This is a genomic window from Streptococcus sp. SN-1 (assembly GCF_041154385.1).
Lineage (GTDB): Bacteria > Bacillota > Bacilli > Lactobacillales > Streptococcaceae > Streptococcus > Streptococcus mitis_CT.
Genome location: NZ_AP028929.1, coordinates 1721313 through 1734781 on the forward strand (window position 1 = coordinate 1721313; position 13469 = coordinate 1734781).

General features: G+C 39.1%; 16 protein-coding genes. All 16 read right to left on the reverse strand.

The genetic code is table 11. From position 1 onward, the window contains the following. Positions 1-20: 20 nt before the first annotated feature. The 16 genes from ACAM22_RS07825 to rbfA all read right to left on the reverse strand — a co-directional run bounded on the left by ACAM22_RS07825 (position 21) and on the right by rbfA (position 13297). Positions 21-479, reverse strand: coding sequence for a hypothetical protein (locus ACAM22_RS07825; protein WP_261053402.1), 459 nt, complete (start codon positions 477-479; stop codon positions 21-23). Continuing rightward, positions 479-772, reverse strand: a complete 294-nt coding sequence (locus ACAM22_RS07830) for a DUF4325 domain-containing protein (protein WP_261053403.1) — start codon at positions 770-772, stop codon at positions 479-481. Before ACAM22_RS07830 ends, ACAM22_RS07825 begins: the two co-directional genes overlap by 1 nt. Next, positions 756-1961 (reverse strand): hypothetical protein, encoded by a 1206-nt coding sequence (locus ACAM22_RS07835; RefSeq protein ID WP_261053405.1) that lies wholly within the window; start codon positions 1959-1961, stop codon positions 756-758. The genes ACAM22_RS07830 and ACAM22_RS07835 overlap by 17 nt, the downstream gene beginning before the upstream one ends. A 7-nt stretch (positions 1962-1968) precedes the next feature. Beyond that, on the reverse strand, positions 1969-4620 hold the full coding sequence (locus ACAM22_RS07840; RefSeq protein ID WP_369606648.1) for a valine--tRNA ligase: 2652 nt from the start codon (positions 4618-4620) through the stop codon (positions 1969-1971). 122 nt (positions 4621-4742) lie between these two features. Further along, a complete protein-coding gene (locus tag ACAM22_RS07845) occupies positions 4743-5744 on the reverse strand; it encodes a virulence RhuM family protein (RefSeq protein ID WP_369606649.1) in 1002 nt (333 codons plus the stop codon). 31 nt (positions 5745-5775) lie between these two features. Then, the gene (locus ACAM22_RS07850; RefSeq protein WP_369606650.1) at positions 5776-7017 is read right to left on the reverse strand and encodes a hypothetical protein; all 1242 of its coding nucleotides are present in this window, start codon (positions 7015-7017) and stop codon (positions 5776-5778) included. A 243-nt stretch (positions 7018-7260) separates the two neighbouring features. After that, positions 7261-7839: an AAA family ATPase gene (locus ACAM22_RS07855; protein WP_369606651.1), complete on the reverse strand. Its 579-nt coding sequence runs from the start codon at positions 7837-7839 to the stop codon at positions 7261-7263. Then, positions 7839-8399 (reverse strand): GNAT family N-acetyltransferase, encoded by a 561-nt coding sequence (locus ACAM22_RS07860; RefSeq protein ID WP_369606652.1) that lies wholly within the window; start codon positions 8397-8399, stop codon positions 7839-7841. The genes ACAM22_RS07855 and ACAM22_RS07860 overlap by 1 nt, the downstream gene beginning before the upstream one ends. Beyond that, positions 8386-8964: a flavin reductase family protein gene (locus ACAM22_RS07865; RefSeq protein WP_261077204.1), complete on the reverse strand. Its 579-nt coding sequence runs from the start codon at positions 8962-8964 to the stop codon at positions 8386-8388. Before ACAM22_RS07865 ends, ACAM22_RS07860 begins: the two co-directional genes overlap by 14 nt. A gap of 283 nt (positions 8965-9247) precedes the next feature. Beyond that, positions 9248-9643 (reverse strand): helicase, encoded by a 396-nt coding sequence (locus ACAM22_RS07870; RefSeq protein WP_045605660.1) that lies wholly within the window; start codon positions 9641-9643, stop codon positions 9248-9250. Between the two features lie 95 nt (positions 9644-9738). Further along, a complete protein-coding gene (locus ACAM22_RS07875) occupies positions 9739-9993 on the reverse strand; it encodes a DUF1912 family protein (protein ID WP_000119706.1) in 255 nt (84 codons plus the stop codon). Between the two features lie 9 nt (positions 9994-10002). After that, entirely contained in the window at positions 10003-11337 is a 1335-nt protein-coding gene (locus ACAM22_RS07880) for a DUF438 domain-containing protein (RefSeq protein ID WP_369606653.1), read from the reverse strand. Further along, on the reverse strand, positions 11337-11570 hold the full coding sequence (locus ACAM22_RS07885; RefSeq protein ID WP_000368739.1) for a DUF1858 domain-containing protein: 234 nt from the start codon (positions 11568-11570) through the stop codon (positions 11337-11339). Before ACAM22_RS07885 ends, ACAM22_RS07880 begins: the two co-directional genes overlap by 1 nt. A gap of 265 nt (positions 11571-11835) precedes the next feature. Next, positions 11836-12018 carry a hypothetical protein gene (locus ACAM22_RS07890; protein WP_261048216.1) on the reverse strand — a complete coding sequence of 61 codons (183 nt, stop codon included), beginning with the start codon at positions 12016-12018 and terminating at the stop codon, positions 11836-11838. A gap of 1 nt (position 12019) precedes the next feature. Continuing rightward, positions 12020-12799, reverse strand: coding sequence for a hypothetical protein (locus ACAM22_RS07895; protein ID WP_000840392.1), 780 nt, complete (start codon positions 12797-12799; stop codon positions 12020-12022). A gap of 147 nt (positions 12800-12946) precedes the next feature. Continuing rightward, positions 12947-13297 carry a 30S ribosome-binding factor RbfA gene (gene rbfA / locus ACAM22_RS07900; RefSeq protein ID WP_001273601.1) on the reverse strand — a complete coding sequence of 117 codons (351 nt, stop codon included), beginning with the start codon at positions 13295-13297 and terminating at the stop codon, positions 12947-12949. Between the last annotated feature and the right edge of the window lie 172 nt (positions 13298-13469).

Here is a 13469-nt window from a genome sequence, read left to right on the forward strand (position 1 = left end):
TGAATTTATTATGTTAGATCCTAATCATTTTTAAATCTTTTATTTCTAAATTTTTGATTTAGTATTAAATATAGTTCAGTAATCTTTAGAGTAGAATCTTTATGAAATTGCTCATATCTTATGGAGTCAGTAACATGACTAAGAGAATCGGAATAAAAATCTTCTACATTCATTATTTTTTTTGTGAAACTCTCATAAAACTTCGTATCTACAAACTTATATGGTGTTGTTTTCTTTCTTAAATTTTGAAGTAAAACAATCATTGGTTTTATACCTTCTAGTCTATTTGTAGTCGAATTAAACGAAATATTTGCTTCTACCTTCGGAATTATGTCTTTCATGTATTTAAAATAAATATCTTGAAAAAATTTAGCATCTGACTCTCGTTTTAAACGCTTGTTTTCAAAATGTAAGTTTATAATAAATGTGAAAATAGAGACAAAGATTGCAATAGTCGCTAATATATCAGAAGTTTTCATTAATCTAAACTCCCCCAAAAATTTTGAGCAAAACCATTTACTTTAGATTCAATAGTAAATTTTGATTTCACAGAGTTAAGTCCGATTTCTTCAAGTTCTTTATAGAACAGTCCCTGAACAAAAGAAGAGGCTACAACCTCAATTTTATCAGGAAATACTAAAGTAACTTTTTCTTGTTTTTCTATATAAGGAGCGACTTGATCGTTGTATGTTTTTTCTCCAAACTTTCTCCCCGATAAACTAATTAAAGTTCTATCATATCTATCAAAATCTAATTCAATTTTTTTCATCATTACATTCCTCCAGTACAAAATTAAGATTATAGGCCACTCCAGGGAAGTATACCTTACTTTTTGAATAAGATTCTGGATCAGGTTCGCAAGAGATAAAGTTTTTTCCATTAAAACCAACAAAACCATCAGAATCAGATTCGAGATATTTTTTCTTTAAGTTTATAATATTTTTCCCACTCATCACATAACAATAATCATCGTGAGTAAACTCTTGGATACTACTTATTAATTCTGTGCTTCCTTTTCCACCATTTCTAACATATAAATCTCTACCTGAAATTTTATCCTGTAAAGATGCTATAAACCAAAAGATATCTTCTGTATATTTTTTATTGAATAATTCTTTATGTATATTGAACGCTTCTCGGACTTTTAAATAACGACTACTTTCAATTATGTTAGAATATAATATTTTATGTTTAACTTTTTCTTCAAAATTTCGATTAGAAAAATTAATAATCGTAACATTCACTCCACCAAACGTTTTATTATTTTCTCTCTTATCTGTAAAATCATGTGAAAAATCAATATCAATTAAACAGTTACTTTCGCCATGTTCATGAGCATTGTCGACTAGTTCACCGATTGTTGTTGCTAATTTTTTAACCATGACCTCTTCATAGTCTGTCAAGGTATAATGTGAAAAATGCTTGTGATATTGGGACCGGAAAAGATAGATTAGGTCAGTTGTAAGTTTAGCCACACCAAATTCATCGTCTTTTGAAAGCCATTTTCTATATTTTCCCGACTGGGTTAATTCAAAACTTTTCAAAAACTGATTTGTCCTTTTAACTTTATCACTTTTCTCGAAATAGATATAATAAGGGTTTAGAAATATTAATGGTGAAGAAGTAACACCGTTAGTATCAATGCTAAAATTAGGATTCATTACAATTTGAAGATCGAAACCATTGATAACCAATTGATATGCAATACATTCTAATAGTATGTAACTTAGTTTATCTTCTACCTTTAATTCACCTAAATCTATTACAACTGGCAATCGTAGGGAATTTTTTATTATAGTTCCACAAAAATTAATGATATGCTTTAATAAGTCTCCCCCTAAAGGTTTATTCGTATTTTTAAATAAATAGACTGTCTTATTATTATATTTCCCAATTATCTTTTTCTTCGGTATAAAGTTATTATCAATCAATGTTTGTAAGTTATATTCCAAAGTTTCCAAATTTCATCTACCTCACCAACTTCTTCATCTCATCAATACGTGCGACGGTCGCATCGTATTTGGCTTGGTAGTCGGCTTGTTTGTCGCGTTCTTTTTGGACGACTTCTGGTTTGGCGTTGGCTACGAAGCGTTCGTTAGAGAGCTTCTTACCGACCATATCCAGTTCTTTTTGCCATTTAGCCAGTTCCTTGTCGAGACGAGCCAATTCTTCTTCGACATTGAGGAGGTCTGCGAGTGGCAGGTAGAGTTCTGCTCCTGTGATGACGCTTGACATAGCCAGTTCAGGTGCAGGGATGTTTGATGCGATTTCCAAGTGTTCTGGATTTGTGAAGCGTTTGATGTAGTTGACATTGCTGTTAAAGAAGGTTTCCAAGTCGCTATCGCTTGTCTTGACAAGAATTGTAATAGGCTTGCTTGGCGCTACGTTTACTTCTGCACGCGCATTCCGAACGGCACGGATCAAGTCTTTGAGGCTTTCTACACCTGTGTGAGCAGCAAGGTCTTCAAAGGCTGGATTGACAGTTGGGTATTCTGCTGTCACGATAGAGCCTTCTGAGATTTGTCCAAAGATTTCCTCTGTCACGAATGGCATGATTGGGTGAAGGAGACGAAGGATCTTGTCCAAAGTGTAAAGGAGGACAGAACGTGTGATGACTTTCTCTTCTTCATTATCGCTGTAAAGGACTTCCTTGGTCAACTCAACGTACCAGTCCGCAAATTCATCCCAAATGAAGTTGTAGAGGATGTGTCCAGCGACACCAAACTCAAACTTGTCAAAGTTTTCAGTGACTTTGCCGATGGTTTCATTGAGGTTGTGGAGAATCCAGCGGTCTGTGACATTTCCAGCTTCCTTGTTGACCACTTTTTCGACATTGGCAGTTGCTTGCTCAAGGGTCAAACCTTCATTGTTCATGAGGATGTAGCGAGAGATGTTCCAAATCTTGTTAATGAAGTTCCATGAAGCATCCATTTTCTCGTAAGAGAAACGCACGTCTTGTCCTGGTGCAGAACCGTTTGAAAGGAACCAACGAAGGCTATCTGTTCCGTACTTATCAATAACATCCATTGGATCAATCCCGTTACCGAGAGATTTCGACATCTTGCGTCCTTGCTCATCACGAATGAGACCATGAATCAAGGCATTTTTGAATGGCGACTTGCCAGTAAATTCCAAACCTTGGAAAATCATTCGAGATACCCAGAACGGGATAATATCATAACCAGTCACCAAAGTTGATGTTGGATAATAACGTTTGAAGTCTGCTGAATCGACATCAGGCCAGCCCATGGTTGAGAATGGCCAGAGGGCAGAACTGAACCAAGTATCCAAGACATCTTCGTCCTGAGTCCATCCGTCACCTTCTGGAGCTTCTTCACCGACGTACATTTCACCTTCTGCATTGTACCAAGCAGGGATTTGGTGCCCCCACCAGAGCTGACGAGAGATAACCCAGTCGTGGACATTTTCCATCCATTGAAGGAAGGTATCGTTGAAACGAGGTGGGTAGAATTCTACCTTGTCTTCTGTGTCTTGGTTGGAAATGGCATTCTTAGCCAATTGGTCCATCTTGACAAACCATTGCGTTGACAAGCGTGGCTCAACCACAACACCTGTACGTTCTGAGTGACCAACACTGTGGACACGTTTTTCGATTTTAACAAGGGCACCGATTTCTTCCAACTTAGCAACGACTGCTTTACGAGCTTCAAAACGGTCCATGCCTGCAAATTCAAAGGCAAGCTCGTTCATAGTTCCGTCGTCGTTCATGACGTTAACTTGTGGCAAGTTATGGCGTTGACCAACCAAGAAGTCGTTTGGATCGTGGGCAGGTGTGATTTTCACGACACCTGTACCAAACTCAGGATCAGCATGCTCATCCCCAACGATTGGAATCAATTTATTAGCGATTGGAAGGATGACGTTTTTACCGATCAAGTCCTTGTAGCGTGGGTCTTCTGGATTGACCGCAACTGCAACGTCTCCAAACATGGTCTCAGGACGAGTGGTCGCAACTTCAAGGGCGCGTGAGCCATCTTCCAGCATGTAGTTCATGTGGTAGAAGGCACCTTCGACATCCTTGTGAATCACCTCAATATCAGAAAGGGCTGTGCGAGCTGCTGGGTCCCAGTTGATGATAAACTCACCACGGTAGATCCATCCTTTCTTGTAAAGGTCCACAAAGACCTTACGAACAGCTTTTGACAAGCCTTCATCAAGAGTGAAACGCTCGCGAGAGTAGTCGACAGAGAGCCCCATCTTGCCCCATTGTTCCTTGATAGTAGTGGCATATTCGTCTTTCCATTCCCAGACCTTCGTCAAGAAAGATTCACGACCTAGGTCATAACGGCTAATGCCCTCTCCACGCAAGCGCTCCTCAACCTTAGCCTGAGTAGCAATCCCCGCGTGGTCCATCCCTGGAAGCCAAAGGGTATCAAAACCTTGCATGCGTTTTTGACGGATAATGATATCCTGCAAAGTCGTATCCCAAGCGTGACCAAGGTGAAGTTTACCAGTTACGTTTGGTGGTGGAATAACGATAGAATATGGCTTAGCCTTTTGATCGCCTGAAGGCTTAAAAACATCGGCATCAAGCCATTTTTGGTAACGACCAGCCTCAACCTCGGCTGGATTGTATTTAGGTGAAAGTTCTTTAGACATGTGTTTGTCCTTTCTAGTTAATATCTTTAAATAAAATTAGTATGTAGAAGATAGACTTTGATTCAACTCATCTTGTTTTTCTCATTATCTTCTATAAGCAAAGAAACGGTGAAAATTTTACATTAACTTTCTCTCATTATCTTCAGAATATGTTTATCAAAGTCCGATAGAATTTTTTGAGTTCGGTTAAATTTTTCATACTCCTGGATGGCTTTTGAGTCTGCTTGTTTCTTGGAAATACTTCCTTTTCCTTCTAAAATTTCGTACTCATTAAAAGATAGAAAACGATCAATACTATCTGCCAATCCTCGCATTGTAAAAGTATTACGGCGCTCAACCAAACCCTCAATATAATCAAAATAGGCTGTAACAGTTCGCTCTAGTTGTCGAATTTCTTTTTCTTGCAAATAATTTTTGGCTACTGTTACATCTGATTTGAGAACTCGTCCATCAGGTGCATTCTTCCAAGTAGTTAATCCCATTTTTTCTTTACTAGCATCTGCTTGCTGATAGATAATTTCTGCAGCCGTACTTCCAGTAATTGCATAATGAAATTTATTTTGCACCATAGCATAGAAGTTTTTAGTAATATCTGAGTTTCGATCATAATCTATGGCACATTCGGCAAAGATATCCGTAATTTGTTGATAGATTCGGCGCTCGCTAGAACGAATAGAGCGAATTCGTTCTAAAAGTTCACGGAAATAATCTTGTCCGAAAACTGTCTGTCCTTGTTTCAAACGTTCATCATCTAAAACAAAACCTTTGATGATAAATTCTTTCAAGGTCTTGGTTGCCCAAATTCTAAATTGAGTAGCCTTACTGGAATTTACACGATAGCCTACTGAAATGATAGCATCCAGATTGTAATATTCAAGTTCACGCCGGACAGTTCTATTGCCCTCTTGTTGAACCTGTGCAAATTTTGCACAAGTTGACATCTTATCCAACTCACCACTATCATAAATGTTTTTCAAGTGCTTTGTAATGACACTTCGTTCAACTCCAAAGAGTTCTGCAAGACCTTTTTGAGTCAACCAAAGATTTTCATCCTGTAAAAGGATATCTAGCTGAACATGGCCATTGGGTGTAGTATACAGGATGAAATTAGAAATTTCATTCAAGACAATTTCACCTCCCCCCTTCCATAAACAATTACTTCTCGTTCTTAAACTCTATGCCGTTTTCTTTCAGCTTTTTAACGGTTACGGGACCAATTCCCTTCAAAGCAAGAACTTCTTTTTCAGTCCATTTTTTGAAATCTGAAGACGTACGAATCCCATTTTCAACAAAGATGTGAACAAAATCCATCCGAATTCCCTTCATTTTTTCCTCATTCATAAAGGAATGCCAGTCAGTGACCTCGGATAAATTTCTTATCATACTGGAATGATTCGAAAATACTGGTTTACGGCGGAACTTTTTGGCTTCGTTTGTTAAAAATTTCGTTAAAATAATATTTTCTTGTAAATAGTCAAGCAGAGGATACAAACTAGCTTGTAGCGATTCAACTGAATTTGGACAATAGCATTCTTGATCTTCTATATCTATAACTTTGAATTGCCAATCTTCCTCTATAAAGAATTTAACAGCTTCATCATTGATTTCCACTAATTTTGCAAATAGCTGACTTGCTTCCTCAATTTTTCCTTGAGAAAAAGCAGAGATGATGGCATGAATAAGAATGGTATCATCCCGTTTCCCTTTATTCAATTCTTCACGATAGAAACGTTCAACCTTTAGTTCCTGACCAGTGATATGATACAAGGAGAGCATACAGAAGACAAAATTAGGAGGAAACCGTTCTGGTCGCTTACTCAAATATAGGTCAATCAATCCTATAGCCTTAGAATTGAAGTTCTCCATCATATAATACTCAATCAGAAACATCAGAGCAGACAGGATAGGGCGTGCTTCAAAATAATTCCAACTATTGTATCCGTTCATTTTCCATTTTTCTAAAACTAGAATTTCAAAATCCAAAACTTTTTTAAAAGTTGACAAATCAAAATCTTCAACTTCTGATAAGAACAAGTGAAAATCAGCCGCAAAATAATCTGGATTTATTTTTAAAACTTGTTTTAACAGTTTATTTCGCTTCTGTGTATTTGGAGTATGCATAGCTTCTCTAAATAAAGCGTGATCCTGACTCCAATCAAAAGTCCTATTTTTCAGTTGGTAATTGATTAGCTGAACATCTGGATACTCTCCGTGTTCATCAGCATATTGCATCACTGCTGTATGCAGTTCATCGAAATTTTGAATAGTCCGACGTTCTACAAAAGTTGGATTTTTGGCCATGATTTCTGTCCAAGCAGCCTCTTCTTCAGAAATAACTTTGATATCCAACTTTTGCTGGCGTTTTAATTCTTTTTTTCTATTTTTCTTTTTAGCCATCTATTTCCTCCTCTAACTCATCCTTCAATAGATTCGACTCAACTGACTTAGATATCCTTCGGGACTCAGCTACAGGCTTGAACGGGAATCTAAGCTTCTTTGTGATTCGTTTACTTTGAAGGTTGTACCCCAAGCCTGACCAAGGTAGAGTTTTTCCAGTTACATTTGGTGGTCAGAATCACGAACGAAAAAGATTGAGACTTTTGAACTTCTTGAGTCTTGAGAACGTCTTCATGAAGTTGTTTAGATATGTGTTTGTCCTTTCTCTATTGTATTCATTTTATTTTGAATTTGCTTAGCAGCTTCTTTTGCAGTCAAACTCGTATTATTTATTTTAAAGTAATGGTGCAACTCATTCGGTTGATGTTGGGAATTTAATTGAAGTGTTTCAGCTGTATCTAAAATTTCTCTTTCAGATACCTCAATATGTCGTTTTAAGGGCTTGTGCTTCAATCGGTTCTCCGTTCGATTTCGATGTAAGCGCTCCTCAAGACTTGTTTCCAACTCCACAAAAAGAATCTCTTGATGATAGTCATCCAACAAATCCTGAATTTGCTTCAAATACAGCAGCTGGTACCGATTTGAAAAATCAATTACGTCTGTTAAAATTACTGATCGCTGATTTCTTGCACTTGCTCCAAGGAAAGAAAAGGTCATTCCACGAACAAATTCCCACATTTCCTCTGTAAAGTCCTGATAGATTTCTAGTGCAAAATCAATAGCTTGATGGTTATAAAATAGTGTAGCATCTGTCAGTCGAGATAACTCTTGACCAAGAGTCATTTTTCCTGATGCTGGAGCACCAATGATGAAAAGATGCATCAAATTACCTCCCACTCACTTCTCAGCAAACCATATATCAGACTGTCACAGCGGATTCCTTGAATATCTTTACGTTCTCTTATGCGAGCTTCGAGGGTAAAGCCAAGCTTTTCCGCGACTCGTTGACTTTGAAGGTTATATCCAAAGCAAGTTAGTTCAATCTTGTGAAGACCAAGTTCTTTAAAAGCTAGATCAATCAAGGCACGCGCTGCTTCTGGTACATATCCTCTGCCCCAATAATCTGGATGCAAGGTATAGCCAAGCTCTAGCACATCATCCGCATGACGGTGGTTGAAGTCAACAGAACCAATGACTTTATCGGTTCCTTTGACGACAATCCCATAGCCAGCTGGGAGATTCTCCTTTTGATTGAGTTCGGGAAGGATATGCTCTAGATAGTAAACCTCATCTTCCAAGGTCTTGACGGGTAGAAAGCCTACTGGGTAAGAGACTTCCGGACAGCTGGCATAGTCAAAGATATCCTCAGCATCAGCCACTGTACGGACTCGTAGGATAAGTCGCTCTGTTTCCAACCGTTCTGGCAACTCAGCTCTTGTCATCTTTCTTCCTCGCTTTCTTAATGAAGCTCCCCATAGGGTCTACTCGGTCATCTAGATAACGATAAACGCGCTGGTGGCCATCCCCCATAAAGTAAGTCGGCGCAAAACGGACATTCTTAAAATGCCCCTTGTCATCCAAAAGTTCTGGATCAGCTAGTCGTTCGATAATCTTAGCAAAGATATGACAGATTCCATCTTCCTCGATAATCCGATCTACTTGACAATCCAATACTACTGGACAATCATTTAAAATCGGTGCCTGAGTCTGTTTAGAAATCTCGTAGTCTAGCCCCAGATGTTTCAATTTCTCTCGATGACTGATAAAGCCAGCCCGCTCCATCTCAAGCATGAAATTTTCATCAGGGATATTCACAGTAAACTTCTGGTAATGCTTGATTTGCTCAGCCGCATTTTCCTCAGCTCCAACACCGATGACCAGCCAATCTCCCAAGCTATAAGAGGAACTGCAGGTCGTGATATTCTGCTCAAAGTTCTGGTCCTGATACCCCAAAATGAAAATAGGAAAACCATAGTAGAGTTTACTTGTTTTAAAAGATTGCTTCATAACAACCCCCTTTGACTAAGACGCAAAAGAAAAGCCCTGCCATCTACATGACAGGGACGAATGTATTTATCCGCGGTACCACCCAATTTCGGGCAGTTGCCCGCAACTCTCGTCTTTAAAACAAAAAGACACTTTTATTTCAAATTTTCATCCATTAGCAACCAGTTTTGACACATTTGTGGACTTCTCAGCACCGCCACTTTCTGTAAAATGTGGGATTCAAAACACCTCTAATGGCTCTATTGTAGCAAGATTTTGACGGAAATGCAAGGCTCAAGAAAAATTACTTGAACTTGATGCCATTTTCCTTCAATTTCTTGATGGTAGCTGGGCCGATTCCTTTCAAGGCAAGGAGTTCTTTTTCAGTCCAGTTTTTGAAATCTGAAGCAGACTTGATTCCTTCATCATAGAAAGTTTTGGCACGATCAAGTGGAAGTCCACCCAAGTTTGCTGCAAAATCTTCTACAGAATTGGCTACTTTTTGAGCTTGCTCTTTGGTAGCTTCTACTGCTTGTTCAACTTTTTTAGAAACAGCCTTACCAGCTTGGCTTGCTGACTTCTCAGCACGTTTTACGACTTTTTTTGTCTCTTCTACAACCTTAGTCACAGTACTTGAAAAAGCACCTGCACGACGGAGGCTATTTCGTAATTGTTTTTTACGATTGAGTTTCTTTGACATGATAAAATCCTTTCAATAAAAAACCCCTGCTCTGACAAGGATTTAATATAAATATTCTATCAAGATTTTAGTAAAAAATCAAGAATCTATCTCGTTTAATAATTTCGCTCACCGAATAAGCCATCTGGCAAATCATGGAATCCCTTGCCTGCTTTGAAGTTTTCAAACTTACCAAGCAAGAACTGATAAGCATCCAAGCGGCTTTCGTAGCGAATCATGGCATCTTTGGCACGCTCGTCCTGGTCTTCTTCGTAGACTTTTTGGCTTTCCTTGTGCGCCATGTCGTTGATCATGATTTGGGTATTGACCCAGGCTTCAAATTCCTTCATAAATTCTTGTTCGTAACTCATTTTTTCTCCTTATTCTAATACACGGAAATAGTCCGTATCAATCTCACGGTAGGGTTGAATATCCTGAACGTATTCCAACACACCTTGGAATTCTCCCTCTTCATCGTGCACTGCAGCGTAGGTGATGTGGACAAACTTACCTCGCGACTCAGACTTGAACCACATTTCATACTTATCTTTGCTTCCTTCACGAAGCCCCTTCATGATGGTCTTGACCTTGTCCAAGTACTTAGGTGGATGGCAGAGTTCGACATTACGCCCGACTTGGGACGGTGTCCGTTTGAAAATCATCTCATCAGCTGGCGCATTGTCATTGTAATACTGGAAAATATCGTCTTTATTGACAAAGGTAATCTCCATGGGGAGGTGATTGAGGATGAGGTTGGCCTGCTCGACTGAAAGATAGCCATTCCCAAAAGCCTGTTGACTATGGCGATCCATCACCGCTTCCTTTTCCTTAGGGGTAAAGGTAATAGTAAACTGTCCTTCTGGCGTATCGATAACTTGTTGAACTTGGCCTTCTGTTGTATCTCGTTGTACAGGCTCCTCTACACTCTTTTCCTCAACAAAACTCTGTCTTTCTGGCACCCATTTCTCAGACGGACGGATGATGGCATAGCCGTAGGTATCGCTCTCCTCCGCAATCTGAAGCCAGTCATCCTGAGTAAAGGACTCAAGGAGAATCATGAGAAGGATGGACTCTTCCTTGAAAATCATACTTTCAAACTCTGTCGCAAAGGCTTCAAAATCTTCTTTTACAGTGCTAATCGACACTTCTGGTAGTGACTTGGCTGTCGCTAGAGCTGTTTGAAAGAGCTCCCTAATCTGGTCATCCACTCCCCACATAACCTTAGGAGGCGAATCGTGACCATAGCGCTCCATGATAGGAAAGAAGAGTTCCTCTTTACGTTGGTAATGGATGTCAAATTGCCCCACAAGTCCCATCTGACGCACCAAACCCTTACGCACCTCCGCCAGCATTTCTTCATCTTCCATAGACTCATAGGTATCTAACAATCTACGAATGCGAATCAAAGCTGCACGGAGGGCCAGATTTTCTTCCTTAAAGACACGAACTGGGTGACCTGGATGCTCAGTATCCTCTACTTCGACACCTTTAATAGCATTTTTAAAAAGATTAGCATGGACATCGCAAAGTTCCATAACATCTTCAAAGGTGACACCTGAGTCTGAGTTCATCAGCTCGTGCTCCATGAGGGAGATCTCTATGGCTGAGACACCCGCAAAGGTCGCATCAAAACGCTCCTGAACCGACTCAGGAGAGGCACCATTGTGCAATTCTAACAAAATATCCCGCAGGACATGAATCCGTTCATCTGCCATTAGTCTAACCCAATCACTTCGTAGCCGTTTGCTTCCAGCGTGCGGACAATCTTGTCCATAGGAGTTCCTTCAAGCTTAGAACCCTGTTTGAGTGATACTTTACGACCAACTGTATTGCGCATTAAGGGATTAGCAAGGGGTTTAAAACCCAACTCTACTAGGATTTCCAAGACTTCTGGATGCTTGTCCACCACTTCTGCAACAGGAATTGACACATCGATGATATTATCCATGATGACCTCCAATGAATGTTCTAAAATGATTTTACTGCTTATATTATACCACAAGGAAAGAGATTAAAAAACTAGCAGTAGAGTTCCTGCTAGTTCTCAGCGACTTGGATAACCATCTAAATAAGTTTAAAGAGCCAATCCAATATCTTAAATAATATCTTGTAAAACAGCAATTGGACTGCAAAAGAGATGATCATCCAAAAGAATTTCACAATCCCCAAAATTGGTTTGATAAAAATAATGGCAAGAATTGCCCAGAAAAATTTCATTCTCTCTCCTCTGGCTTAATGAGCCACCGAGCCGTATCCATTAGTTTATCTGCAATAAAAAGTTTACCTAGACCGACAACAACATTGTCATCTTTCTTTATCGTTCTCATTACTTTTACACCTTGCATGGTCAAAAAGTAATTCCCATAAATTTTAGCAAAAGCTTTGATAGGATTCATCTCACTCACCCTCGATTATTTCAGCCTCTTTTCGGATTGTTTCAACATCTTCTTGATATTGAACTTCACTATAGTTGACTAGTTTAGACAATTCTTTCTGCAAGCTTTCACCCATCGGTTTCATAGTTGCAAAGGTTAAACCACCTGAAATGATACCACCTAAGATAGGAATGAATTTCCCCATTCCTTTGGCCAGCCCTCCCTTGGTCAGATTCACACCAAATATTTTTAAGACTTTTTTCAAAATAGGGTACCAAAGCGTCTTTGTTAAAGCTTTATTAGGTACTGTTTTCATTACCTGTTTGGCAATTGTTATACCACCTGCACGTAGCAAAGCAGCGGTTCCATTCACCCCCAACATGACACCTAGATAAAGCAAGAGGGTATTTTGAGCATCTTCACTCAACTCCTCGCGTGAAGCCCAAAGATCCTCATAACCATAAATATAACCTAATTCTTGAGCCAATTTCAGAGAGAAACCATAAAATTGAGCCACATCAGCTGGAATGGTAATTGCCATAGCAATCCCTCCAGGTAATCCTGCCAAAACAGAAGTTCCACTCGCTAATAAAACATTATCCCTAATACAGGCATTAGCCACTCGATCTAATATTTCTTGAGATAAGAGAGACGTTGGGCCTTGTTCTAATAAAGTAGGAATGTCCTGTGGATCCAATTCTTTGGAAAACTTATCCACTAAAAATTTCGAACGATCAACCTTAACAACAGGTAGTTTTACCACTTGTTGCAATACTTGCATAGCTAAGTCTTGTTCAGCCATATAAATACCTCTTTCTCTTGTATCTTTATTTCATAATATCACACTATCTAAATTTTATAAAGTTTTTTAATAATTTTTAAGTCTAGAAAGATTTCCCAGTATGTTTTGTAGCCATTTCCCCACCAAAAAAGAGGGTTGCCCCTCTTCTTAGTTCTTATCCAGATTGCGTAGCATTTCGTCAATCTTGTTTCCATACTCGATGGACTCGTCTTTGACGAAGGTCAAATCTGGGATTTTGTACAATTTCAAATTGCGACCAAGTTCACGTTTGATGGTACCAGTTGCTTTTTCAAGCCCGATTTGAGCTTTTTGATTATCTGAAGCAAGGTTACTCAAAATGGTGTAGTAAACCTTGGCAACAGACAAGTCACCCAGCATCTGAACATCTGTGATTGTCACGCCTTGGACACGCGGATCACGGACTTTCTTTTGCAAAATCTCATTGACTTCACGCTTGATTTCCATGCCCACACGATCCGTACGGAAATGATTTGCCATGATATTCCTTTCTCTACTTTGAACCAAAAGCTAGGCCAGCAGACCTAGCTATTTTTAAACTTCTTGATTTTCAGTTCAAATTGAAACGAAGTTCAATTTGAGCTAACCTGCTTCTTTCGCTGTGGTGAAAGTGATGGAACTGATTTATCAGTCCCATCACAGGGGATTTTTG

Excerpts from the sequence above, each read along its gene's own strand:
- ACAM22_RS07825 (WP_261053402.1), bottom strand. The coding sequence starts at position 479 with ATGAAAACTTCTGATATATTAGCGACTATTGCAATCTTTGTCTCTATT.
- ACAM22_RS07830 (WP_261053403.1), bottom strand. The coding sequence starts at position 772 with ATGATGAAAAAAATTGAATTAGATTTTGATAGATATGATAGAACTTTA.
- ACAM22_RS07840 (WP_369606648.1), bottom strand. The coding sequence starts at position 4,620 with ATGTCTAAAGAACTTTCACCTAAATACAATCCAGCCGAGGTTGAGGCT.
- ACAM22_RS07850 (WP_369606650.1), bottom strand. The coding sequence starts at position 7,017 with ATGGCTAAAAAGAAAAATAGAAAAAAAGAATTAAAACGCCAGCAAAAG.
- ACAM22_RS07855 (WP_369606651.1), bottom strand. The coding sequence starts at position 7,839 with ATGCATCTTTTCATCATTGGTGCTCCAGCATCAGGAAAAATGACTCTT.
- ACAM22_RS07860 (WP_369606652.1), bottom strand. The coding sequence starts at position 8,399 with ATGACAAGAGCTGAGTTGCCAGAACGGTTGGAAACAGAGCGACTTATC.
- ACAM22_RS07865 (WP_261077204.1), bottom strand. The coding sequence starts at position 8,964 with ATGAAGCAATCTTTTAAAACAAGTAAACTCTACTATGGTTTTCCTATT.
- ACAM22_RS07870 (WP_045605660.1), bottom strand. The coding sequence starts at position 9,643 with ATGTCAAAGAAACTCAATCGTAAAAAACAATTACGAAATAGCCTCCGT.
- ACAM22_RS07875 (WP_000119706.1), bottom strand. The coding sequence starts at position 9,993 with ATGAGTTACGAACAAGAATTTATGAAGGAATTTGAAGCCTGGGTCAAT.
- ACAM22_RS07880 (WP_369606653.1), bottom strand. The coding sequence starts at position 11,337 with ATGGCAGATGAACGGATTCATGTCCTGCGGGATATTTTGTTAGAATTG.
- ACAM22_RS07885 (WP_000368739.1), bottom strand. The coding sequence starts at position 11,570 with ATGGATAATATCATCGATGTGTCAATTCCTGTTGCAGAAGTGGTGGAC.
- ACAM22_RS07890 (WP_261048216.1), bottom strand. The coding sequence starts at position 12,018 with ATGAATCCTATCAAAGCTTTTGCTAAAATTTATGGGAATTACTTTTTG.
- ACAM22_RS07895 (WP_000840392.1), bottom strand. The coding sequence starts at position 12,799 with ATGGCTGAACAAGACTTAGCTATGCAAGTATTGCAACAAGTGGTAAAA.
- rbfA (WP_001273601.1), bottom strand. The coding sequence starts at position 13,297 with ATGGCAAATCATTTCCGTACGGATCGTGTGGGCATGGAAATCAAGCGT.